20 protein-coding genes are annotated in these 22,742 nt (G+C 41.4%); 4 read left to right on the top strand and 16 right to left on the bottom strand.

What is annotated here, in order from left to right; all coding sequences use genetic code 11:
* From OCV12_RS20500 to OCV12_RS20445, 12 genes are all read right to left on the bottom strand, one after another.
* Positions 1–1,317, bottom strand: a complete 1,317-nt coding sequence (locus OCV12_RS20500) for a TadE/TadG family type IV pilus assembly protein (RefSeq protein WP_261887099.1) — start codon at positions 1,315–1,317, stop codon at positions 1–3.
* 1 nt (position 1,318) lies between these two features.
* Positions 1,319–1,903, bottom strand: a complete 585-nt coding sequence (gene tadF, locus OCV12_RS20495; protein ID WP_055320176.1) for a tight adherence pilus pseudopilin TadF — start codon at positions 1,901–1,903, stop codon at positions 1,319–1,321.
* The gene (locus OCV12_RS20490) at positions 1,893–2,429 is read right to left on the bottom strand and encodes a TadE/TadG family type IV pilus assembly protein (RefSeq protein ID WP_055320177.1); all 537 of its coding nucleotides are present in this window, start codon (positions 2,427–2,429) and stop codon (positions 1,893–1,895) included. The genes tadF and OCV12_RS20490 overlap by 11 nt, the downstream gene beginning before the upstream one ends.
* Positions 2,426–3,556 (bottom strand): tetratricopeptide repeat protein, encoded by a 1,131-nt coding sequence (locus OCV12_RS20485; RefSeq protein WP_261887098.1) that lies wholly within the window; start codon positions 3,554–3,556, stop codon positions 2,426–2,428. The genes OCV12_RS20490 and OCV12_RS20485 overlap by 4 nt, the downstream gene beginning before the upstream one ends.
* A complete protein-coding gene (locus OCV12_RS20480; RefSeq protein WP_261887097.1) occupies positions 3,553–4,419 on the bottom strand; it encodes a type II secretion system F family protein in 867 nt (288 codons plus the stop codon). The genes OCV12_RS20485 and OCV12_RS20480 overlap by 4 nt, the downstream gene beginning before the upstream one ends.
* On the bottom strand, positions 4,419–5,333 hold the full coding sequence (locus OCV12_RS20475) for a type II secretion system F family protein (RefSeq protein WP_261887096.1): 915 nt from the start codon (positions 5,331–5,333) through the stop codon (positions 4,419–4,421). The genes OCV12_RS20480 and OCV12_RS20475 overlap by 1 nt, the downstream gene beginning before the upstream one ends.
* Positions 5,330–6,595, bottom strand: a complete 1,266-nt coding sequence (locus tag OCV12_RS20470; RefSeq protein WP_048659968.1) for a CpaF family protein — start codon at positions 6,593–6,595, stop codon at positions 5,330–5,332. Before OCV12_RS20470 ends, OCV12_RS20475 begins: the two co-directional genes overlap by 4 nt.
* Positions 6,592–7,785, bottom strand: a complete 1,194-nt coding sequence (locus OCV12_RS20465; protein ID WP_261887095.1) for an AAA family ATPase — start codon at positions 7,783–7,785, stop codon at positions 6,592–6,594. The genes OCV12_RS20470 and OCV12_RS20465 overlap by 4 nt, the downstream gene beginning before the upstream one ends.
* 2 nt (positions 7,786–7,787) lie before the next feature.
* Complete coding sequence (locus OCV12_RS20460; protein ID WP_261887094.1) at positions 7,788–8,249, bottom strand: ATPase; 462 nt, start codon at positions 8,247–8,249, stop codon at positions 7,788–7,790.
* Positions 8,249–9,574 (bottom strand): type II and III secretion system protein family protein, encoded by a 1,326-nt coding sequence (locus OCV12_RS20455; RefSeq protein ID WP_261887093.1) that lies wholly within the window; start codon positions 9,572–9,574, stop codon positions 8,249–8,251. The genes OCV12_RS20460 and OCV12_RS20455 overlap by 1 nt, the downstream gene beginning before the upstream one ends.
* 1 nt (position 9,575) lies before the next feature.
* Positions 9,576–10,352: a pilus assembly protein CpaB gene (locus OCV12_RS20450; protein WP_123961624.1), complete on the bottom strand. Its 777-nt coding sequence runs from the start codon at positions 10,350–10,352 to the stop codon at positions 9,576–9,578.
* A gap of 64 nt (positions 10,353–10,416) precedes the next feature.
* Positions 10,417–10,635, bottom strand: a complete 219-nt coding sequence (locus OCV12_RS20445) for a Flp family type IVb pilin (protein ID WP_261887092.1) — start codon at positions 10,633–10,635, stop codon at positions 10,417–10,419.
* Between the two features lie 208 nt (positions 10,636–10,843).
* Between OCV12_RS20445 and OCV12_RS20440 the strand changes: the two genes are divergently transcribed.
* The gene (locus OCV12_RS20440; protein WP_261887091.1) at positions 10,844–11,302 is read left to right on the top strand and encodes an A24 family peptidase; all 459 of its coding nucleotides are present in this window, start codon (positions 10,844–10,846) and stop codon (positions 11,300–11,302) included.
* On the opposite strand, the gene OCV12_RS20435 is transcribed toward OCV12_RS20440, so the two are convergent.
* The 3 genes from OCV12_RS20435 to OCV12_RS20425 all read right to left on the bottom strand — a co-directional run bounded on the left by OCV12_RS20435 (position 11,303) and on the right by OCV12_RS20425 (position 17,022).
* Positions 11,303–12,187 (bottom strand): LysR family transcriptional regulator, encoded by an 885-nt coding sequence (locus OCV12_RS20435; protein ID WP_261887090.1) that lies wholly within the window; start codon positions 12,185–12,187, stop codon positions 11,303–11,305. It abuts the gene before it with no gap.
* A gap of 547 nt (positions 12,188–12,734) precedes the next feature.
* Positions 12,735–15,752, bottom strand: coding sequence for a M6 family metalloprotease domain-containing protein (locus OCV12_RS20430; protein ID WP_261887089.1), 3,018 nt, complete (start codon positions 15,750–15,752; stop codon positions 12,735–12,737).
* Between the two features lie 289 nt (positions 15,753–16,041).
* Positions 16,042–17,022, bottom strand: a complete 981-nt coding sequence (locus OCV12_RS20425; RefSeq protein WP_048659958.1) for a sugar-binding transcriptional regulator — start codon at positions 17,020–17,022, stop codon at positions 16,042–16,044.
* A gap of 459 nt (positions 17,023–17,481) precedes the next feature.
* On the opposite strand from OCV12_RS20425, the gene tal reads away from it, so the two are divergent.
* The 3 genes from tal (at position 17,482) to OCV12_RS20410 (ending at position 21,663) form a co-directional block, all read left to right on the top strand.
* Complete coding sequence (tal, locus tag OCV12_RS20420) at positions 17,482–18,432, top strand: transaldolase (RefSeq protein WP_046209277.1); 951 nt, start codon at positions 17,482–17,484, stop codon at positions 18,430–18,432.
* Between the two features lie 86 nt (positions 18,433–18,518).
* Positions 18,519–20,510, top strand: coding sequence for a transketolase (gene tkt, locus OCV12_RS20415; RefSeq protein WP_261887088.1), 1,992 nt, complete (start codon positions 18,519–18,521; stop codon positions 20,508–20,510).
* A 139-nt stretch (positions 20,511–20,649) separates the two neighbouring features.
* Positions 20,650–21,663: an IS110 family RNA-guided transposase gene (locus OCV12_RS20410; RefSeq protein ID WP_261885538.1), complete on the top strand. Its 1,014-nt coding sequence runs from the start codon at positions 20,650–20,652 to the stop codon at positions 21,661–21,663.
* Positions 21,664–21,931: 268 nt separating this feature from the next.
* On the opposite strand, the gene OCV12_RS20405 is transcribed toward OCV12_RS20410, so the two are convergent.
* Positions 21,932–22,546: a hypothetical protein gene (locus tag OCV12_RS20405; protein ID WP_261887087.1), complete on the bottom strand. Its 615-nt coding sequence runs from the start codon at positions 22,544–22,546 to the stop codon at positions 21,932–21,934.
* Positions 22,547–22,742: the final 196 nt, after the last annotated feature.

Raw genomic sequence — 22,742 nt, 5'->3', positions numbered from 1 at the left:
TTAATCCTTTAGTTTTCCGGTTTCTTCATTAATCAAATTCAAAATGTACTTGTATACATCTTCACCATCTTTAGCGTGATAGATGTTCTTCTTACCAAAGCAATCTCCAAAGCCATCGGTTTCTGCCACTTTATAATTAATACCAATAACGCCCATCGTGACTTTGGTTTTCTCGGCTTCAGTTGGGGCATTACTCTGGAAACGATTTCGTTTCGCTGAAATGGTTGATCGCAGCTTTTTACATAACCCCTGATCCACCAACTTCTGTAAATAAGTCTTGTCGTTGTCGCTACCATCGGATAACACAATAAACACTTGTTCAGGATTAAGGTTGGTGGCCTTATTGGCTTCTTGCGCAGCGGCAATGATCCCGTTCCAAGAAGAGGTGCCTCCACCAGCTTTCAACTGAGCGCTCATCAACTGAGCTCGAAAGTTGTCATAGTCTTCAGTCAGTGGAATATCATAAAACTTGTAGTCATCATCAAAATCATTGTTTCGCTTATAAAGTCTCTCTACTTGATATCTACTCATTCCATACGATGGTTCAATGATCTCATTATACAAAGTTGGTTTATCAAACATTCGTCTAACCGTTGTCGCAGGAGAGTTCCGAGCGTAGTCATAAGCATATTTCTTTCGCCATGAAGCACGATAACCATAAGCATTAAGTCTTACTATCTCATCAGATTGTTTAACATGGAGCGGGTTGTACCCGAGCAAAGCAACTCGGCTCTTTTCTTCCGTATTAAACTCTTCAATGTCATCGACGACTCGTTTAATGGTTTCCTTTACAACATCGAGTTTCATTTTTCCGTCCTTCCACGAGTAAGTCATAGAACCACTAAAGTCACCGATAAAGTAGACATCAACTGGCTGAGGGAGATACTTGCGCGTAACTGCGCGCCCGCTCACCGAAAACTCTGGCTTTAAGTTCATCTCTTCGTACGCGATCCAAGACGTATATTTGGCAGTCGCACTCACCACAAAGTCACTAAACGGAGCGAGTTCACCACTAGCTTGAACACAGCCATCTTTGTACTCACACTTACTTGTATACACCGCAACATCAACATCATCTGTGTTATCAACAACGTATCTATCGACTAAATAGCGTGCATACTTTACGTTCTTTTCTTCGTCCTCTTTAGGGCTCGCAATAAGTGCTAAACTGGCAACCTCTGCGGCTTCTAATAACCTTGTATGTGCTAGCATCTGTTGAGACATCTGCATCGAAAATGCCATGAAAATAACCATCATTGGCAATAGACCAACGAACAAAATACCTGCGACACCTTGGTTTTTCTTTATCGACTTCACCTTAAACCCTCGCAAATGAATAAGATGTACTTACAAGCCGAAAAACCTCTCCGTTGGCGATCCCAATCAAATTAGTTGGGATTTCATAACAAAGAGACACCTGATACATGGGTAATCGGCGGCCTCGAGATGTGACAGGAAGTATTTCTATCGCTTTTTCTTTGGTGATATCGCCCATGTCTGGAAAGTCACATCCGTGTATGCTCCCTTTGGTCAGAGTCTTTTGAACCCTTCGATAATTCACTTTCCCTCCGGATAAAGCCGTTTCTTCAAGTCTTATCTCGTCAATACGCATCCCAAATTTGGTTTTATCAAAGTTTGGAATCATTCGTTTCATCGAAGCAGAAGCAATCACAAACGCGTTGTGTTCTGTTTTTCGACAGTCACCCGCACAAATATCCATATTGGCATTAAACAATTGTTTTCGTTCAGCAAAGATAGTGGTCAATGAATAAGAAGCTCTGTCGAGTTGACCCTTTTTATTGATGGCTAGCATATGGTTCACGACAACAACAAAGATCCCTGACGCAAAGACCAAAACCATCGCCAACTCAACAGCAAATGCACCTTTTTGTTTAACTTGCACAACCCGCTCCCTGACCAATTTTGAATGAACATCTTTCATATTCTTGAATAGTGATAATTTCACGCTTGATAGGCATATCCGGGAACCATATCGATACAATCGGATCATAGGTGTATTCCAAAGCGTAAACAGCCAATGCCATGTCTTCAGGTTCATCTTTCTTATCTGGACACTTATCAGCAGAAGCGTAAGTATCCGTGCATTTCAAAAATCCTTCGTAGTCTCGAAAATAGTTAACATGAATAACAACACTCCCCTCTTTAACTACGTTGCTCCATAAAGAACCTCCCGCTTTATTCAACTCGTCTTTAATCATTTGCCCATAGTTAATGGATTGGCTACTGCTCGAGTCACCCGCTTTTTTGGTTCGCATTACCGCCGTCGTTAATGCGTGATCAGTCATACTCATGGAGAAAGTCAGAATACAGATCTCAACCCATCCAAAAACAATAGCCAGAAAGATTGGTATCCCCATCGCGACTTCAACCGTCAAAGACCCCTTTTGCTTGCGTTTAAACGACCTCATAGACGGACATACCTTTTCTTGGTGTAATCAACGACAAATGCCCCTTTTATATCAATGCTATCTAAGAAAGCTTTAGCTTCGTCTAGGTCATTAAAATCACCGATGCAATAGCGCTTCCACAAGCCATGTGTATACGAATAGACAGAGCCATAGTTTGTTTTTAGATAGTTCAGAAAGTCCGAAGGAATCGCAGTGTACGTCGCTAATACTTGCACTCGATAAATAGGTTTTGCATTGGGTTTCAGCTTTCTAGGGTCGAGTACAGAACCATCCACACTGTGTTTAGATGTTTGAAACCCTGCAGTCGAATCCAATTTGCTGACTCGCGATGTCGGTGCTACAAAACTACCAGAGTGAGCTTGGGAACCTATAAGCTGTTGTTCCATCTCTATCGTTGACTGTGTCATGGTCTTCTTCCCTTTGCTTTTAGATATTGACCTCATTAATGCAGATAGCTGTTTGTGAGCTTGCTCATCGCTATTCGAATGTTTCAGAACTTCCAATGCGATATCCGGTCGCTGCGACTTAACCGAAGAGAGAATTAAGTTAGAACTCACTCTCTGATCATTCGGATTTGAAAGATAAAGGTCATATAAAATGTCTGTCGCGCCCAAATAATCAGACTGCATTATTTTAACAACAGCGATATTGTTACCAGCCTCTCTGTCTGAAGCGCCTTGTTTGCGACTTTCCTCGAAATGTTCAATTGCTTCAGAAAATCGTTTTTGCTGAGCTAGTATTTTTCCGGTTAGAAGTTGGTACTCATACTCAGCTCCGCCTTCATCTCTATACTTGTCTAACTCTTCTAATGCGCGCTCAAAGTTCTTTTTCTGATAGTAAATTCGAGCGCTGGTTAAAATATATTCCGGATCATCAAGGTCACTGTCACTGTAGGTATTCCTATATAGCTCAGCCGATTTAATATCTTTAAGGTCTAAATACAAATTAACAAGTTTGACTTTATATACAGGGTCGGATTGTATATTTGCCTTATAAAACTCAATGAGCTTCTGCGAATCCCCCGATCCAATAAGCAATTGCTCTTTAGTATCAAGTTGGTTATTAACGGCTGTACAACCAGAAACTAGAACCATAGCAATAACGACTAATACAAATTTTCTTATCACATCAACATCCTTAAAATACCTGGGGCCGCAATGAGAACAACAATCGGAACCATGATAAAAGCGATCAATGGAATAGACATTTTTGCCCCCATCTTTCCAATCCGTTCTTCCAAGTCCATCATATTAAGTTCCCGAATATCCGTCGCTAACGTAGCCAGTACAGGGCCAACAGATGAGCCAAATTGAAGACTTTGCACCATGGTCATCACAAAGCTCTGCGATTCACTGGTAGGCACAAACTCATAAAACTCCTCTAATGCCTTCTCTAATCCGACTAAGCGCGACCGCTCCACTGTGACTCTGACAACATGGGCAAGGTTACTGTCTACCGAGTGAAGTTCCTTGGCCAAGTACTCCAAACTGGACTCGATTGTCATGCCGGTGTGAACACACACATTCATAAGGTCAAGTAAAAAAGGCAACCTTGAACTGATGTGCTTAATATTGGCTTTACCTCGAGCCGACACATAGGAATCTGGCGCGATGACAAACGCCAACAAAGCCCCAAGAAGATATAACAGAGCGAATATCACCTCTGTTTCTCCGTTATAAAAGTCAAAGCCGATTAATATTAGGCAAATACTAAAAGGGATGATTTTTAATAAGTAATAGGCATCCGCGAGGAAATCACTATAAAAACCCGCTGCGACTAACTTTCGTTTTGTTTCGTCTTTATTGAAACTAATTCGAGATAAAAGAGCCTTGAATAAATCCGTTCTTTTTTTCTCTTCGCGTGTTGAGCCAATTATTTTACGAGTTTCTATATTTGCTCTCGTGTTATCCCAGAAACGCAAGCAATAGGTTGCTAACACCATCGATATAACAAATATCACGCCCCAAATTAAAACCGTTTCAAATCCCATTAATTGACACCTCGCAGGATCAGCCAAATGCAAAAGAAACCTAATAATTCACTCATTAGAACGTAATAAAAAATCGGCTGCCCTGCTTCCTCAAACATAACGAAGCTATAATTCTCCGGGCTAGTAAATTTTAGAATGATCAAGAATATAACTGGTAAACAAGCAATGATTTTTGCCGAAGCTCGCGCTTCAGAGGTCAATGCATTTTTCTTTTTCTCAACGGCTCTAGAGTCAAACATAAGTCGGTTAATCTTATTGATAACATCTTTGAGCTGACCGCCTCGAGCTAAATTGATTCGTATCGTTGAGGCAAAGAAAAAGTACTCTAAGTAAGGAAACGTATTGCTACTGCGTTCAAGCACGTCATCAGGGTCTTCACCAATAAGCAAACGCTCAGCCATGAACTTGAACTCTTTGCCTACTTCATTATCAAGCTGCTTACCTACATACTCGAACGCATGAATAATACTTTGGCCTGATGAGACGGCTCCGCTCAAGATATTCAAAGCATCCGGAAAGTTTGTTTTAAAACGATCCATCTGCCGTTGCTTTAGCTTGTTGTAAAAAACGAAGAACAAAATAGGCTCAACAATAATCAAGCAAACAACGTAATCCTGACGTAAGAAAAACTCGTTAATGGCATAAACCGCTGATGCCGACACACTAATAAATAGGATCAGCTTCAAAGACATATTGGGCTGGAAGACCTTTATTATCTTCTTGTAACTTTTCCTAAGCCTAGCTTTATAACTCTCTTCAAACTGCTGCGAATCGATAACCGAGCGAACGCCTTTTACCCCTTCGAATTCAGCTTCCATTTCAATCAAACTACTCAGCTTTTTGTCTTGGCGAGAGCGATGGATAAGGAAGTAAACTAACAAAGCACTCCATGACGCAATCAGGATTAAGGTCATGTAAAGATCTCCCTTACCGCTTGTTCTAAACCAAAGAATTTTGCGCGTTCATAAATGACAGAACGTGTGGATAAACCAGGCGTTCGGAACTCACCTTCCATCTTGCCATCTTTGAAATTGGAACTAGCTTCGTAACGGAAAATGTCCTCCATCACCACGCTATCTCCTTCCATTCCGATAATTTCAGAGATGTACATCACCTTACGGCTACCATCATGGAGACGCTTTACCTGAACGATAAGGTCGACTGCGCTGACGATAGTTCTACGTATTGCCGATATCGGCAGGCTGGCGGTAGCCATCATCACCATACTCTCTGTACGAGCAATCGCATCTCGCGGTGTATTGGCGTGCAATGTGGACATCGACCCGTCGTGGCCCGTGTTCATCGCTTGAAGCATCTCGAAGGCCTCTCCACCACGACACTCACCAACAATGATTCTGTCAGGACGCATACGAAGGGCATTAATCACAAGGTCTCGAGCGGTAATCTCTCCCGTCCCTTCTACACTTGCTTGTCGCGTTTCGAGTCTCACAATGTGAGGTTTTTGAAGCTGCAATTCAGCTGCATCCTCAATAGTAACGATGCGTTCCGTTTCACCAATAAACCCAGACAATGCATTGAGTAGCGTTGTTTTTCCTGAACCCGTACCACCTGATATCAATATGTTGCATTTACAATGGCTCGCAATGGACAAAAGCTTAGCCATCTCAACTGACATAGCACCAAACTCTGCAAGGTTCTCAAGCTTAATTTTCTGCTCTTTGAACTTACGAATAGAGATAGAAGTTCCATCGATTGCAAGTGGAGGTATCACGATGTTGACACGGCTGCCATCCATCAAACGTGCATCACAAAGCGGCTTAGATTCATCGATACGACGCCCCACATTTGAAGCAATTCGCTTAGCAATAGTGTTGAGCTGTTTTTCGTTTACAAATTGAATCGGAGACTGTTCAACTTTGCCATTGATTTCAATGAATATATCCGATGGCCCGTTGATCATAATATCCGATATATCATCGTTATCGACTAATGCCTGAAGTGGCCCTAAGCCTTTCAACTCATCGAGCAATGCTTTGACTAAATCGACACGTTTCAATGAGCTCACTTGCAACTGCTTCTTATCAATAAGAATATTGACTGAATCTTTAAGCTGCTCTTCTAGCTCTTGATTGCTTATTTCAACAAGTGTCGCTGCGTCCAACGCATCGAAGATTTCATCCCGAAGTTGGATGTAGATTTCTTTTAATTGATTCATTTTCTAAACAAACTGAAGCGTGATTTGGTTTTAATTTTCTTGCCTGTTAACGTGGCAACCATGCTCAAAACGGCCGTCGATGACTTAGACTTAAGCAACTCATTAATCCCTTGCTGAACCACTGTCTTTTCTAATGACGGCTCATACATAAAATCAATGCTATCTTTGGCTTTGATCCGCTCTTTCGCACTTGCAAGTGTCACCATGAAATCCTTCGCGGGCCTATTCAGGTTGAAAATAACCTGGTGTTCAGATTTGCCGATCTTCTTTTTCAACGAGTTATATGAACGCAATGAAGAGACCGAAGGTTCGCAAACAATAAAGATACGGTGATACTTATCTGATAACTCCTGATCGTGCATCTCTTCGTAGCAAGACAGCGGCGCTGAATCGATAATAAAGTTATATTGATCAATCAGTTGATTGGAAAGGTTGTACAACGTAGATGCATGATCAGAAAGACAAGCGACATTCTTCTCGAGAACCAAATAATCTAGCTTCTCTTTAACACCATGCACATAGGTTCTTGCTATCGCACTGTCGATATCGATCTGATTTAAATCAATGCTGTTGTGCTTGGCTTTCAAGCCCTTTACACCAATATAAATATCGCTGTTTAGCGCTCCGGAATCATGATCCACTAGCAGTGTCTTTAAATTCGCTTGCTCTGCTAAGGAGTGCGCTAAAACGGAACTTATGCAAGACACACCAATTCCACCTTTGGTTCCTAAAACCAATATACGTTTAGCAACGCGAGTTTTCTTTACAGCACTTTCTCCCTCTTGCGTCGTTTTAATTGCCGCAAGTAACGCATCAAGTTCTGGATCCCATAACACATAAGTCGCACCTAAAGCATGCACTTGATTGCGCAGCTTTATAGAGTCGACGTCGCATAGGACGAGCAAAGATATATTCACGTCTAAACGAATCGAAATCTCGGAGACTTGTTCAATAACATTAGAAGCACTTCGCAGATCGAGCACAACATGGTTAAGCTTGATGTTTGACTGATTCCAAACACCATCTAAATCAATATCAGTGACTTCAAGCGGTTTTGGGAATCCTTCAATCGCATATAGATCATTGATCGATTCAGTTAAGGCGCTATCGTCTGAAACGATCAGATCGGTAGCCTCAACTGTCGACTTCATTTTCGAAGACGAATTACGAAACAAGATATCCAAGTCCATAGTTATTTCGCCTTCTTAATTGGGTTAACCAAGCTGATGTTTCGGTTATGCTCAACACTACAACCAAATTGATAATCTTCTCGTTGCGAGAACACCATCACTCCACAATCACTGCTTTTAATTCGGACATATCGGCCTATGATCAGGATATTTTTCTCTTGGTCATTATCAGCAAGCTCCACTTTATAACGGTCTTTCGCAATAGATTCTGATTTGAATCTATCGCGTAACTTAGCGATAAACTCACTCGCATCAGGCTTATACTTAACGTAGAACATTGCTTTCGGTTCTCTTGCATTGAGTTCTCGGATAAAAGCCACAGAGCGAGACATTGAATCTTCACCATTCGCCATATCAAATTCAAAACGCTCTTCTAGTTGCTCAATCACACTAGAGTTGGATGTATCAACGTGGGTGCAAGCAGAAACAATCAAAGCGATTAAAGTAATAACGATCCATCTCATTAGTTGAACCCTCCTTGGTTTATCGTGTTTTCAAGCTCCGGCTCATCGAGATCTGAGAGATCTATTCTTAGCAATCGTTCAAGGTCACTTGTGCGTCTAAAACTTGGCAACTTGACTTGTTCCTGCTCAACGGGATCAACCAGATTAACGGTCGCAACTATGATCAATTCAGTTTTAGAACGGTTTGTGGAAGTGTGACTAAAAAGGGCACCTAAGATTGGGATATCACCCAAAATTGGAATCTTGGTTAACGATTCACGCTCTTCTGATGTCAAAAGCCCCGCTAGTACAAAACTTTGACCGTCTTTCAAGTGAACCGTTGTTTGAGCTCGTCGAGTTCGCAAAGAAGGGACTGAGATTAGACCCGTCGTTGTTTTGTTCGATTCATCAATGGAGCTGACTTCAGGGATCAAGGTTAAGCGGATGTTTTCCGTGTCAGTAACCTTGGCTACCATGGCTAACTTAACGCCGTATTCTTTGTAGGAAATAGTAATGCCGTCTTCGTCTCGTACCGCAATTGGAATTTCACCGCCAGCAAGGAAACTGGCTTGTTCACCCGAAATAACAGAAAGGTTGGGTTCTGCCAATACGCGACCGATTTTGTCATCACCACTTGCAGAGATAACAGAAACAATGTCTTGAGCCGTAAAATCAAGGAGCTTATTAACAAAGGTGCCCGGCTCACCACTATCACTATAGGTAACACCTAGCTCAGTAAGAAAAGAACTTGAGACTTCCGCAACCGTTAGCTTAACGTTAATTTGTTCAGTGGTGAGAACTTTTAAGTTATTAATTACCTGGTCGTAATTGTACTTTGCCGTGTACTCTAGCTCGTCTACAGCTTCACCGTCTGCATCCTTTAATTCATAAGCTGCACGGCGACGATCTTTCTTCAGCATTTCCCCGACAAGTCGATTAATCTTTTGTTTGATCTCTTCGCTACCAACTATACCGTCTAAGACCACTTGATCACCGACATTGGAAACCACAACGCTTTCATCGGGGAATCGAGCAATGAGCGTTTGCTTCAGCAACCTTAAACTTTGGTTAACCACCAATTCAGCATTATAAATTTCGTTTCCACCTCGATCATAAACAATCACTGAAGTAGTGCCCTGGCCAACGCCGTAAACCACAACCTTATTTTCATCGATGATTTTGTAGTCAGCTATTTCTTGATTCGCCACAAATACTGTTGATATCTGTCGCTTCAAATTAATCGTTTTCGCAGCGCCTTGATCCAAGTTCATTAACTCTGATGCGAGTAATGGGCATGAAAGAATCCCGCACAATAGCAAGGCTATATTTTTGTTCTTTAAAGTCATGTTATTCCTTACCACGTAATTCTCTAACACCGAACTGAGTTTCTAAAAGGTCACTGCTGCGAATAGATAAATAGCGATTCTCGATTTCTGATGGAATGATATTCACATCACCGATTTTTTGAGCCATTTCGAGTTTCAAAACACTGCGCATATTTAATGCAATAACTAAACTGTATTTTTTATCTTCGGCATCTTCAGAGTCAGTATCTTCACTGCCTTTTATTACATGCAGAACGCGAGCTCCACTAATAATCACTCGACTAACGAGATCACCGATATCACCATATCCATTCTCAACGAGGTTTGATTTTGAAGAAGTTGTGGAAACGAAGCTCACTTTGTCACCGGGGGTAAGCGTTGCGGTTTGTACCACTCCAATACCGGTTACTTCATAAAAATAAGGTAATTCACCGTCATTTAGTGACAGGTACATATAATCTCTATCTCCAGGGTTAGAGATCATATCTTGTGTTAAGTAAGTACCTTCAGAGATGTCTTCTTTAAATAGTGCACCAGGTTCAACAATAAGGTCATCTTCTAACGTATAGTAGTAACCATCTAAGTCAGATATATGAACAAATTTCTTGTCATAAAATTTAGGAGCCAACGGTTGAGAACGTTTAATTGCTGTCTGAGCAACTAAAATACTGACTTTGGGTTCTTCCTTTTGCTGTACTTCCTGCGGTTCTTCATTATCTAAAATATAGTTGGAATTGATATAAATCAATGTAGAAAAAATAGATAAAGCAACAAGAAGAAGAATGATAATTCTGTTCATATTAAGCCTAAAATAGGGGCAAAAGCCCCTTAATATATTATTTTTAGTGGCCGTTTAGCTACCTTTACTTAGTAGGAGTAGCAGTAGCACCTTTCAAATTGCTTGTCACTTTACCTAATGCACCAGTGATAGCATCTTTAAGCGTATCAGTTTGAAATGCCGCTAATACTAAAGCCGACATTACAACAGCAATAATTGCATATTCCACGGCAGTAACTCCGCGAATATCATCTTCGAACTTCATTTTTAGTTCAGCCAGTTTTGCTAAAGTTTGGTAGTACATAGTAATCCTCTAAAAGTATATCGACCTTGGGTCTCATTGAAATTGCGAAATGAAATCTACTCGATATTAAAATATACATCCAATTAATAGTTATTATGCACACATAACATAAACTTATCTTACCAATATAAGCTATTCTTATATTGATATAAGAATCAGAAATCCAATTTATGTTGATATAGCTAATAATTATCTATACTCTATATTTATGAATATAGATTTATTAATTTACTCCACCTTAATTTCTGTAAATTTCTCAATATTACTTTTTGTATGTTTTTTTGACGGGAAGTATAGAAAAATACCAAACAACCTCAATAAAATAGCTTTAGCATTTAGTATTTTCGTCGCGTTATATAACGGTTATTTGATGTCATCATTACCCACAGCAGCATTGTGCTTCATAGTATTTTTTATACTCTGGTATCTCGGAGTAATTGGGGCTGGGGATGTGAAGTTACTTTTTGCATTAATCATTGGCATACAACCAGAACTGGTTACAATGACATTGATTTTTATAGGGTTTCTTGGTGGTGTCTTAGTTTCCATCATGTACGTTATAGGAAAAGTCGCGGGGGTTGATAGCTATAAAAAAGGCATCCCTTACGGGATGCCTATTGCTCTAAGTTGTTTCATTTTTAGCACTGTATCAATATTATCAAACTAATTACATAATACTATGTTTCAGCTCAGGCGTCGAAATGTCACTAATTTGAAATAGTTGCTGAATCTTATCTTTAATACCTAGCGTCTCTAACTCTTGTGAAATTTCGTCACTACACCAAACATACATGTTCACTTTTTGACGTAACGGTATTGTCTTACAATTATTATTACATACAGCCCACTCAGGAAAAATTAAAATAGTACCATTTGTATCCAATTCATTTTTCAGGAACTGACATGAGCTTGTTTTTACCCAACTGGTCACATGTGAAGAATCAATATTATAGTCGTTAAGTAGCTCTTGGACATAGGACTTGGGTAGAGAGCTACAAAATACAACTCTCTGTGGATAACACTCATGTGGGTCAAGAGAATTTGAATGTGCGATAACGTAATTAACCGTCTTTAGTTGATAGGACTTTCCATTCTCCTGTGAAATCCGATCCATCGTGAATATTAAATCATAACGAGAAGAGTCCAATAGAGAAGAATTCGTAAAACTGTTTATGGACAAATCTATATTGTTCAACATTCTAAATTCATTGATTACACGCTCAACCATATCGAAACAAAATGATTCGGCAATCGCTATATTGAATTGATCTCTTAATTCTACCTTCTCCAGATCTTCAAACAACTTTTCGTACATAGACATTGTTTGGTCTGCATAATCGAGTAATACTTTTCCATGTTTAGTGAGTAAAAATCCTTCTTTTCTATCGAAAATACTTGCCCCGATTGTACTTTCTATTTTTTTAATATGTTGAGATACCGCAGGCTGTGTCATAAATAAAGACTCAGCGGCCGCAGTAAAACTTTTGTGCTTAGCAACGTGTGAAAATGTTCTTAAATATTTGACGTCGATAGACCTGTTGACGTTTTTCATGGTGCAAACTACCCCGATGTTGCGTTCTTTTATTAATTATTCTTATTAAAAATCAGCGTAAAAGTAACAATAGTGTCATACAGATACAAAAAAACATTATTTATATACTCATAAATAATGTTTATATGCACCTATACAAATAAATACATTTATCGCGACCAACAACTGATTCACAAATCCCTATGTGCTTTTACAAACAACATATTTTGTGTGCCATTCTCGTACCAAAGTCCTTACACAACACCTTCCCCGGACAAATGACAGTCAACACAATTATAACTAAAACCTATGCACCCACCACCTTTTGATTACCGAAAATCGTTGAAATTTATGTAAATATTCATCATTTATAATGCTAAAGCTCGAAAGTCACTCAATTGAACCATTGTCCATTTTTGTGATCAATGTTGCACTCAAATGAAACTAAACACCTATTAATGTAAGTCCAGAATCAGAAATGCGACAAATCATTCCATTTTTTCGCTGACTCATGTTTGTAGGCGAATAAAAAAGAGCTAAAAATATAGCTCTTTCATTTCACGTTATTTTATCGGAGCTGTCGTAACCGAAGAAGCAAGCACAACATAAGAATAAGAGGCAGTGAGGAGCTTCCTCCTGACGAGTCGCTTTGAGTTGCTGTTACAGCAGATTCATTTGAAATATTCGGTAACACCTCGATATCAAACGAACCTATCCATTCGCCTCCATTGGCAGATAAAACCCTATATTTAATAGTGTCATATAAAGCTAACTTACGTTGAGCGGGTGCATTATAAATAATCTTACTATCTATAATTTTTGCAATACCATTACGTGGAGAGTCCAATATATATAATGTGTAAACCTCCTCATTAATATTAGGGATTAGATCGATTACATCTCCATATTTTACTTGTAGCGATTTAGTGCCTAATAATGATGCTTGCGTTCTTCGCACATCAACCACTACAGATTGCTTTGCATAACCTCCTAATGAATCTTGCACTAGAACGACAAAGCTATATTGCTCCCCTTCGGCAGCATCACTAGGGATTGTTACTTTAAGTACTTTAGATTGTGAATCACTCAGCGACAGCCTTGGACCTTGAACTTGAGACCAAGTTATTTGATGCTCTGAAGAATCGACATCTGTAATATTAGTGACCTTGAATATCACCGTTTCACCAGGCTCAGACTTGGCATTTGATCTATCGAGCGTTAACTCGGGAGCATCATTCACTGATTTAATATCAACGTCTACACGCGCAAAGTCCGTCTCCTCTCCTCGCCCATCTACCAGACGATACGTAAAGCTGTCACGACCAAACTGATTAGCTAAAGGGTAATATGTCTCACCTTTTATCACGCCTTTTGTTGGCTTTTGCCCGATTTCAATTGAATAATTATTTGGCTTGGGTAAGTTGATATCATTCGCTAGTAGGTTAAGCAGAAAAGGAATGTCTTCATCGGTAGAAATCTTATCGTCGACAGCAATAGGTTGGGCTGTAGTTGGTAATTCAAAAAGCAGTGCAAAAGGGAAGTTCTGCCCGAACCCGCGTCCCAAGCCTTGCGTTTTATAATCAGAAATCGTACCTGAAAATTGCTTTTTTCTTTGTCCATCTCCTAAATATGCGTCCAAAAACTGAGTAGAGTATTCCGGAGTACCATTTTCAATCTCTAACACAATCAGCTTTGAGCCCAAGCCAAGCTTGATCTTCTCATCAAAAATGACTTGTCCACCGTCTTGCTGAGCTACACCTCGGTGTAACAATCGAGCGGCACTCTCATCAATAACTGCATTGCCAAATCTGGATTGGTATGGGTATTCGACTAGACGATAAAACATCGGCATCGCGACGCTCGTTGCTTTCGCGTAAAAATGTATTCCTGCAATATCTTGGTTTCCTTTGACAACATCTATAGGGAAGCCAAGAACATTAATATTTGCGTTATAACGTGGGTAGGTTCTTCCGAAAGAAGTGACCCAAGACGATTTATTGTTTGAGTTTGGAACCAAAAGAGAGAAACTCGCTTTGGCATCATCGCTAGAAATATTAGTTATTGTGATATCTGTTTTTCTACCAGCAGTAATCGCTGTTAAGGAAGGTTCTGAATCATCCGAGAGGTTGGTAACCGAGTCTCTACCAGGAAATACATCACCAGTATCTCCAGAAGAAAAACCGCTCTCTAGTAACCCCTCTCCATCGGCTTGGAATACCTGTACTTGCATCGGACCTGAACTGTTGAATTGATTATCGATATTCACAGCTGTAATCAACAAACCTTCGCCACGAAGCGCTTGGTCATAATTGCTTTTACGTCTGTTTTCAACGTAAGCACGCGGTCCAAATTGTTTAAGGTAAGGATCAAGGTGAATAACTCCTTCGCCCTTTATAGTGTCTATTTCGATACGACCGGTATTGGAGAGTACTTTCGGCTTTAAAAATCCGGATGCCTCTTTACTCCATGCCAACATGTTAACCGGCGTTTCTCCGGCATATTGATCACTGGGTTTACTTCCCCAGCTTCCGCCTCCCATTAGCCCCCAATGCCCAATTGAACCATCATGCTTATAAGAATATAAATCCGGTAGCCCTAACATCAAATGCCCAAGCTCGTGGGCAATAACCCCCATGGTCGATTGATGATCATCCTGATAATCTGCGAAGAGGCAATATGCGCTAATGCGCTTTCCATCTATCTCGACAGTTCTGTGGGCAAACTTATGCGGCCAAATCGTAGGCGTTTTTTGTGTACCACTTGACTTGTCATTACCCGCAAAGACGAACATGACGGACAGCTCTTGAGGAGCAATACTATCGTCATTGTTGTAGTCGTATTGAGAAAGATTAAAATCAACGTCTAGTGCTTCATAAGCTTTTTTGAACACATTATTGAGTTTAGTTTGGCAGTTACTTTCAGATTTGGAATGACAATTAGGGTGATCTATGTCCAACGTGACATTAATAACACCGTCGTTTTTAGTCCCTTCACTTTCTTTCGCTGGAACAACTTTATAATTCCCGTAACTATTTTTAAGAAAGTAATCTTGAACACTTTGCTGATTTTCACCAAATATCGTCGACTGAAAATCATTCTCTATCTGTTCGTCTGAAAAACTGACTTGTACAACCAACAGAGCCTGCTCAGTGATCTTTTTATTCGAAGTACTAGATAATGATGATCGTTGCCTTTGTCTCGGAGTAAATCTTTTGTGGTTTGCAGCCGGCGAGTCAAAAGATTCATTGACGTGTATTGGATCGATTTTTAAATTTTTGATGTTTGATTCAATGGGGACCTCAGCGCCACTCGAAGCCAGTACACCCGTTGAAATAACCGTTCCTACCCCGTTATCACTCATTACATATTTAGCAAAATACCATTGATTATCTGGATCCTGAATATACAGGTGTCCATCATGGTCTTGGTACCAAAACATATGTTGTGACCCCATTAATCGCAGCTCTTTTGTACTGCCATCAATAAAAGTCATCATATGCCAAGTTGGCGCAGGTAAAGTGGTCGCTTGTACAGAAAAGGCAGCAATGACTGCCGTCATAACTGTACAAATTAATTTTATCCTCATTATAAAAGTCTCGTTGTGCGAATAATCTTGAAATAGATAATTCGTTTATTAAATGAAACGAGACTTTATCAATGGTGATTTATATTAACCAATTAACTTTCCGACTAAACCTATAAATATTATTTATGATTGATTTGGTTATAAATAATGTTTATAACCAAATAAAATCACATTAAAAATTATTTGTATTATTTAAAATATTAGCATCCTACTCACAGGTTAATTGATAGTTTAGTTAAATATAATTTTTATTTAATTAGGAAGGGAAATAAAAATAGCTCATTTACACCTATTTCATCTGCTCATCCAAGTTAAGAACCGTTAAAGCATTGCTTACGCTAGTCGCAATCACGTCTACTACGCCGGTTCTTAGTGCACCCAACAAAGCTAATGGTTTACTGTTCTCGGCGGCGATGGCGATCACTTCTGCTATTGGGCGAAACTCTTCTAAACCTAAGCCGATAACTCGGTCACTCATTACTGTGTTTGCTGCTTTGCCGTGTACATCAAAAAAGTCGTAACCCGCAAAGTCACCGACCACACCTTGTAATAAGCGAGATTGAACAACCTCGCCTGCAGTAAACCAACCTAAGTCGACCATGTAGCTGTTTTCACTCATGTCACCAATACCGACCAAAGCAACGTCAGCCTTTCGGGCTAGATCGAGTGTTTGCTTAACGGTGCTGTTTTCCATGAATGCGGTTTTTTGCGCTTTGTTTTCTGCATAAGCGGGCGCATACAAGGTTTCAGACGAGCCACCGTACTTTTTGGCTAGCTGTCTACATATATGGTCGGCATTAAACATACCGCCTCTTGGGTGTATACCGCCGATACCACACACGAATTTACAATCACGAGGAGTAATTACACCAGTATGGTGAGCAACAGACGATACGTTTCGACCTTGTCCCACTGTCACCACCATGCCGTTTTTCAGTGTACTGGTTAGATAGTTAGACACTAAGCCTGCAACTTGGAGTCGCTGCTTCTCTTCGTTTGGTTGGTCTAGTGCCACAAGTGCACGTTTCACACCAAAGCGCTCAATCAGGCGTTGTTCTATCTTGGCACTGAATACGGGGTGGTATTTCACGGTGATCTCAACAATACCCTCGTCGCGTGCTTGTTTGAGCATTCGACCAACCTTTGCACGAGAGATAGAGTACTTTTTGGAGATCTCTTCTTGTGTCGCGCCATCCTGATAATAAGCAACTGCTACTTCAGTGAGGAGATCAGTGTTTTCTTCGGAAACATCTTGGATATTCTTACTCATATACCACGCAACCTATATTTAACAATTATTTTACCTGCTTTGAGAACAAATGTTCGATGCATTAGCAAGTGATACACAAGTTTACACCGTGAACATATGTAACAACAAGGAACATTTGTTCACGGTGATAGCCTTGGTTTTATTGTTGATTAATTCACCTCACTCTGCCCGTTAAACGTTTGCTAGCATACCCCATGATTACTAGAGCGAAATATATTTGACTGAAGTCACCATACAGGACTATTTACCGTTGACTTTGGTGCTAGATCGGATAAATATGGCCACATCATTTACTCATCGAGCGATCAAATGTTCTGTGCAAATGTTCGTTCGGAGAAAAATTTAAATTAATGTAAGTTTGGCTCACTGGTACAACCATTGAGAACTTCATTAGTTAGCTTGCAAATGCCCACACCTCTCCCATTAATGAGGTGTTATGCGATACATAGGATGATCAAAATGAGCAATAAATTAGAGCAACTTCGTAAACTAACAACTGTTGTAGCTGACACTGGCGATATCGAAGCTATCAGCAAGTACACTCCTGAAGATGCAACAACTAACCCATCTCTAATTCTTAAAGCTGCTCAAATTGCTGAGTACGCACCTCTAATCGATGCTTCTATCGAATACGCTAAAGCGCAAAGCGATGACAAAGCACAGCAAGTTCAAGACACTTGCGACATGCTTAACGTGAACATCGGTAAAGAAATCCTGAAAGTTGTACCTGGCCGTATCTCTACTGAAGTAGATGCTCGTCTTTCTTACGACATGGAAGGCAGCGTTGCTAAAGCTCGTCAACTTATCAAAATGTACAACGACGCTGGCATCACTAACGACCGTATCCTTATCAAACTGGCTTCTACTTGGGAAGGCATCCGTGCTGCTGAAATCCTAGAGAAAGAAGGCATCAACTGTAACCTAACGCTTCTATTCTCTTTCGCTCAAGCTCGTGCTTGTGCTGAAGCTGGCGTATTCCTAATCTCTCCTTTCGTAGGTCGCATCATGGACTGGTACAAAGCGAAAGAAGGTCGTGATTTCGAAGCTTCAGAAGATCCAGGCGTAATCTCTGTTTCAGATATCTACAACTACTACAAAGACCACGGTTACAAGACTGTTGTTATGGGCGCAAGCTTCCGTAACATCGGTGAGATCCTTGAACTTGCTGGTTGTGACCGTCTAACTATCGCACCTCAACTTCTAGCAGACCTAGAAGCAGCAGAAGGCGAAGTAGTAGAAAAGCTAATCGACTCTAACGGTACTAAAGAGCGTCCAGCAGCGATGACTCACGCTGAGTTCCTATGGGACCACAACCAAGACGCAATGGCTGTAGAGAAGCTAGCTGAAGGCATCCGCAACTTCGCAGTTGACCAAGGCAAACTAGAAGACATGATTGCAGCTAAGCTGTAATCACTCTCACCAATTTCAAATAGGGGAACGTTCAGTTCCCCTACTTTTATCAATTTGTTTATCTTAATTTTTATTCGGAAGTTTCTATGAACCGCAAACATCTAGCTAACGCTATTCGTGCTCTAAGCATGGACGGCGTACAACAAGCAAACTCTGGTCACCCAGGCGCTCCTATGGGTATGGCTGACATCGCTGAAGTTCTTTGGCGCTCTCACCTAAACCACAACCCATCTAACCCTGAGTGGGCTGACCGCGACCGTTTCGTACTTTCAAACGGCCACGGCTCTATGCTTATTTACTCTCTGCTTCACCTAGCGGGTTACGAGCTTTCAATTGAAGATCTTAAAAACTTCCGTCAACTGCACTCTAAGACTCCAGGTCACCCAGAGTACGGTTACGCACCAGGTATCGAGACAACGACTGGTCCTCTAGGTCAAGGCATCACTAACGCTGTTGGTATGGCAATGGCTGAGAAAGCGCTTGCGGCACAGTTCAACAAAGAAGGCCACGACATCGTAGACCACTACACTTATGCATTCATGGGTGATGGCTGTCTGATGGAAGGTATCTCTCACGAAGCATGTTCTCTAGCAGGTACGCTAGGTCTTGGTAAGCTGGTAGCTTTCTGGGATGACAACGGCATCTCTATCGATGGTGAAGTTGAAGGTTGGTTCTCTGACGATACACCTAAGCGTTTTGAAGCATACGGTTGGCACGTAATCCCAGCAGTAGATGGTCACGATGCTGATGCTATTAACGCAGCTATCGAAGCAGCTAAAGCAGATCCTCGCCCTACTCTAATCTGTACTAAAACAGTTATCGGCTTTGGTTCTCCAAACAAATCAGGTACGCACGACTGTCACGGTGCACCACTAGGCGCTGAAGAAATTGCAGCAACACGTAAAGAATTAGGTTGGGAGCACGGTCCTTTTGAAATTCCGTCGGAAGTTTACTCAGAGTGGGATGCGAAAGAAGCAGGCGCAGCTAAGGAAGCAGCGTGGAACGAGAAACTTGCAGCTTATGAAGCAGCATACCCTGAGCTGGCAGCTGAATTCAAACGCCGCGTAAACGGTGACCTACCTGCTGAGTGGGAAGAGAAAGCAAACCAAATCATTGCTGATCTTCAAGCTAACCCAGCAAACATCGCTTCACGTAAAGCATCTCAAAACGCACTAGAAGCGTTCGGTGCTATGCTACCAGAATTCATGGGCGGCTCTGCTGACCTTGCGCCTTCTAACCTGACTATGTGGTCTGGTTCTAAGTCTCTTGAAGCAACGGACTTCTCTGGTAACTACATCCACTACGGTGTACGTGAATTCGGTATGACAGCTATCATGAACGGTATCGCTCTGCACGGTGGTTTCGTACCATACGGCGCAACGTTCCTAATGTTCATGGAATACGCGCGTAACGCAATGCGTATGGCTGCTCTGATGAAAGTTCAGAACATCCAAGTTTACACGCACGACTCTATCGGCCTAGGCGAAGATGGTCCTACTCACCAACCGGTTGAGCAAATCGCTTCTCTACGTCTGACTCCAAACATGAGCACATGGCGTCCATGTGACCAAGTTGAGTCTGCAGTCGCTTGGAAACTGGCAATCGAACGTAAAGATGGCCCTACATCGCTAATCTTCTCTCGTCAAAACCTTGCACAACAAGATCGTGACGCTGCACAAGTAGCTAACATCGCTAAGGGTGGTTACATCCTGAAAGATTGTGAAGGCAAGCCAGAGCTTATCCTTATCGCAACAGGTTCTGAAGTTGAGCTAGCGGTTAACGCTGCTGCTGAACTAACAGCTGAAGGCAAGAAAGTACGCGTAGTATCTATGCCTGCAACTGACGCGTTCGACAAGCAAGATGCTGAATACCGTGAGTCTGTACTTCCATCTGACGTTACAGCGCGTATCGCAGTAGAAGCTGGTATCGCTGACTTCTGGTACAAGTACGTTGGTTTCGGTGGCAAGATCATCGGTATGACAACGTTCGGCGAATCTGCACCAGCAGGCGAGCTATTCAAGATGTTCGGTTTCACTACTGAAAACGTAGTAAACACAGCAAAAGAGCTTCTAGCTTAATCTTGATTCAATTGTCTCGCCTTAAAATGGGTTGATGCATACTGAAAGCCCCGCATGAAAATGCGGGGCTTAATTATATGGTCCGCCTCACTCTCAAGCCCTTAAGCTTAGAGTAGGCTCTCAGAATGAGGTGAACCATATGTCTTCTATTCATATTTTAGGTATCGACCTAGGTAAACATTGCTTCCATGCTATCGCACATAACCGTTGTGGAGTGGAAGTGCTTCGTCGTAAATTTAATCGCAACCAACTTTTAATCTTTCTTAGTAAAATAGAACCAACAACTATTGCTTTCGAAGCCTGTGGCGGTGCTCATTGGCTTGCTCGAAAGTGTGGTGAACTTGGTCATCAACCCCGACTTATTCCTCCTCAGTATGTTAAGCCTTATGTCAAAGGCAATAAAAACGATTTCATTGATGCATCAGCGATCGCAGAGGCTGCGGGTCGACCGACTATGAGGTTTGTAGCTGTAAAAAGTGAAGAGGCTCAAGTCATCGCAGCGATTCATCGAGTCAGAGATAGTTATATCAAGGAGAGAACTGCCACTATGTCGCGGATCGGGGCGATCTTACTTGAGTTCGGCCTTAGCTTTCCCAAAGGACATGCAAAGATGAAGTCTCTGTTTCAATGGTTAGCAGAACAAACAGTCTCATTACCAAAAAGCTTGCTATGTGAATTGATATCTATCCACGAACATTACAAGTACCTTAATGAACAAATCAAAACTCAAGATAACAAGCTTCAAACTATTGTTAATAACAATGAAAGTGCTCAATTATTAAAAACTATCCCTGGAATTGGCGATCTTACCTCCACATTGTGTATAGCCGATGTAAGCTCTCCGAATAACTTTACCAATGGCCGTGAGATGGCGGCTTGGTTGGGGCTTGTGCCAAGGCAATTCTCAACGGGAGGAAAGACCAAACTACTTGGTATGAGTAAACGAGGGAATAAACACCTCAGAACTCTGTTTGTCCATGGGGCAAGGGCTGTACTCTCTAGACTAGAGACGACAGGGAAAGTGTTCGGAGAGTGGCTTGCGAACCTACGAGCCACCAAACCATTTAATGTAGTGGTAGTCGCATTAGCCAACAAGCTAGTGAGGATAGCTTGGGCGGTGTTATACCACCGCCAAGCTTTTAAGGCTGTTTAGCTATAACCAAGTTTGCAACGCCAATGAACGTGATGACAAAAACGGTCAATCGGCCAGATTAAGAACCTGACACAAAAAATAGCAATCAATGCTTTAGGCTTTTTAAGGATAATCTGGCGCGGATATCATCGTGGAGCTGGGAAGCTAGTGCTCCCAACAAGGACTCCGAATACATTAGCGCAAACCAACTCCGTTATTACTTAATTGTAGTTGCAATAACGGGGCGGACCATACATTTTTGTATCTGTTGTCTGTTAGAGATTAAAGACTAGAAACTAAACCGCGCGCCGACTCGAACCGTGTTTTGCTTTAGGTTTTTGCTATAGGTGTAGTCATAACCAGCATCAACGGAAAGCCACGAGATAATCTTAACCGAGCTCACAACCCCTAAGCTATTTAAACCATGTTCATAGGTGTCTGTATAACTGTAAAATGGTTGCAGCGACCAACGTTCGTTAATCGAAACCACAGCACCTGCTTCACCAATAAACCCTTCATCGTAGTTTTTGTTGGTTTCCCTGTTACATGGGTCAAGAATACTGTCATTGCGACACGAAGAGCGTCTCTTAGGTTTCACCCAATTAACGCCTCCAGAAGCGTACAGTTCAACCTGTTGAGTGACCGAATGGTACCAGCCCAACTGAATAGACAGATCAGACAAAGTCGTTGAAGATCGGGTCGTCTTTGAAGAGTCGAAGCCAACAAACAGAGAATCCGTTACAGCATAATTGCCGCCGAAATAGCCGCCGTAAAGCTGCTTACTGCCTGAGTTGTTGTAAGAGCCTTCAAAGTAATCTTGAAAGCCATCATCACTGACTCGTGTGTTCTGATAACCCGTATAAAGATAGTGAGAACCCTTTGAAGCTAAGCTTGGGAAACTCACAAGACTGAAACAAAAAACGGTAAAAATAAGGGGGCGCATCTCAGTAACTCAAAATTTGATTGGAATAGTAGAAGTGTAACCCAACCGTAATTGAACGGTGTTTTATTTGTGTTTCAAAGATTTTCAAAACGAAGCGTTGAGCTACAAAAAAGCCCTGCTAATTTCGCAAGGCTTTCTCTTATTTCTCATTCTAATT

Source organism: Vibrio pomeroyi (assembly GCF_024347595.1).
GTDB classification, from domain to species: Bacteria; Pseudomonadota; Gammaproteobacteria; order Enterobacterales; family Vibrionaceae; genus Vibrio; species Vibrio pomeroyi.
Note: the sequence above shows the minus strand (reverse complement) of the source record. Positions and strands in the feature narration are given on the sequence as shown.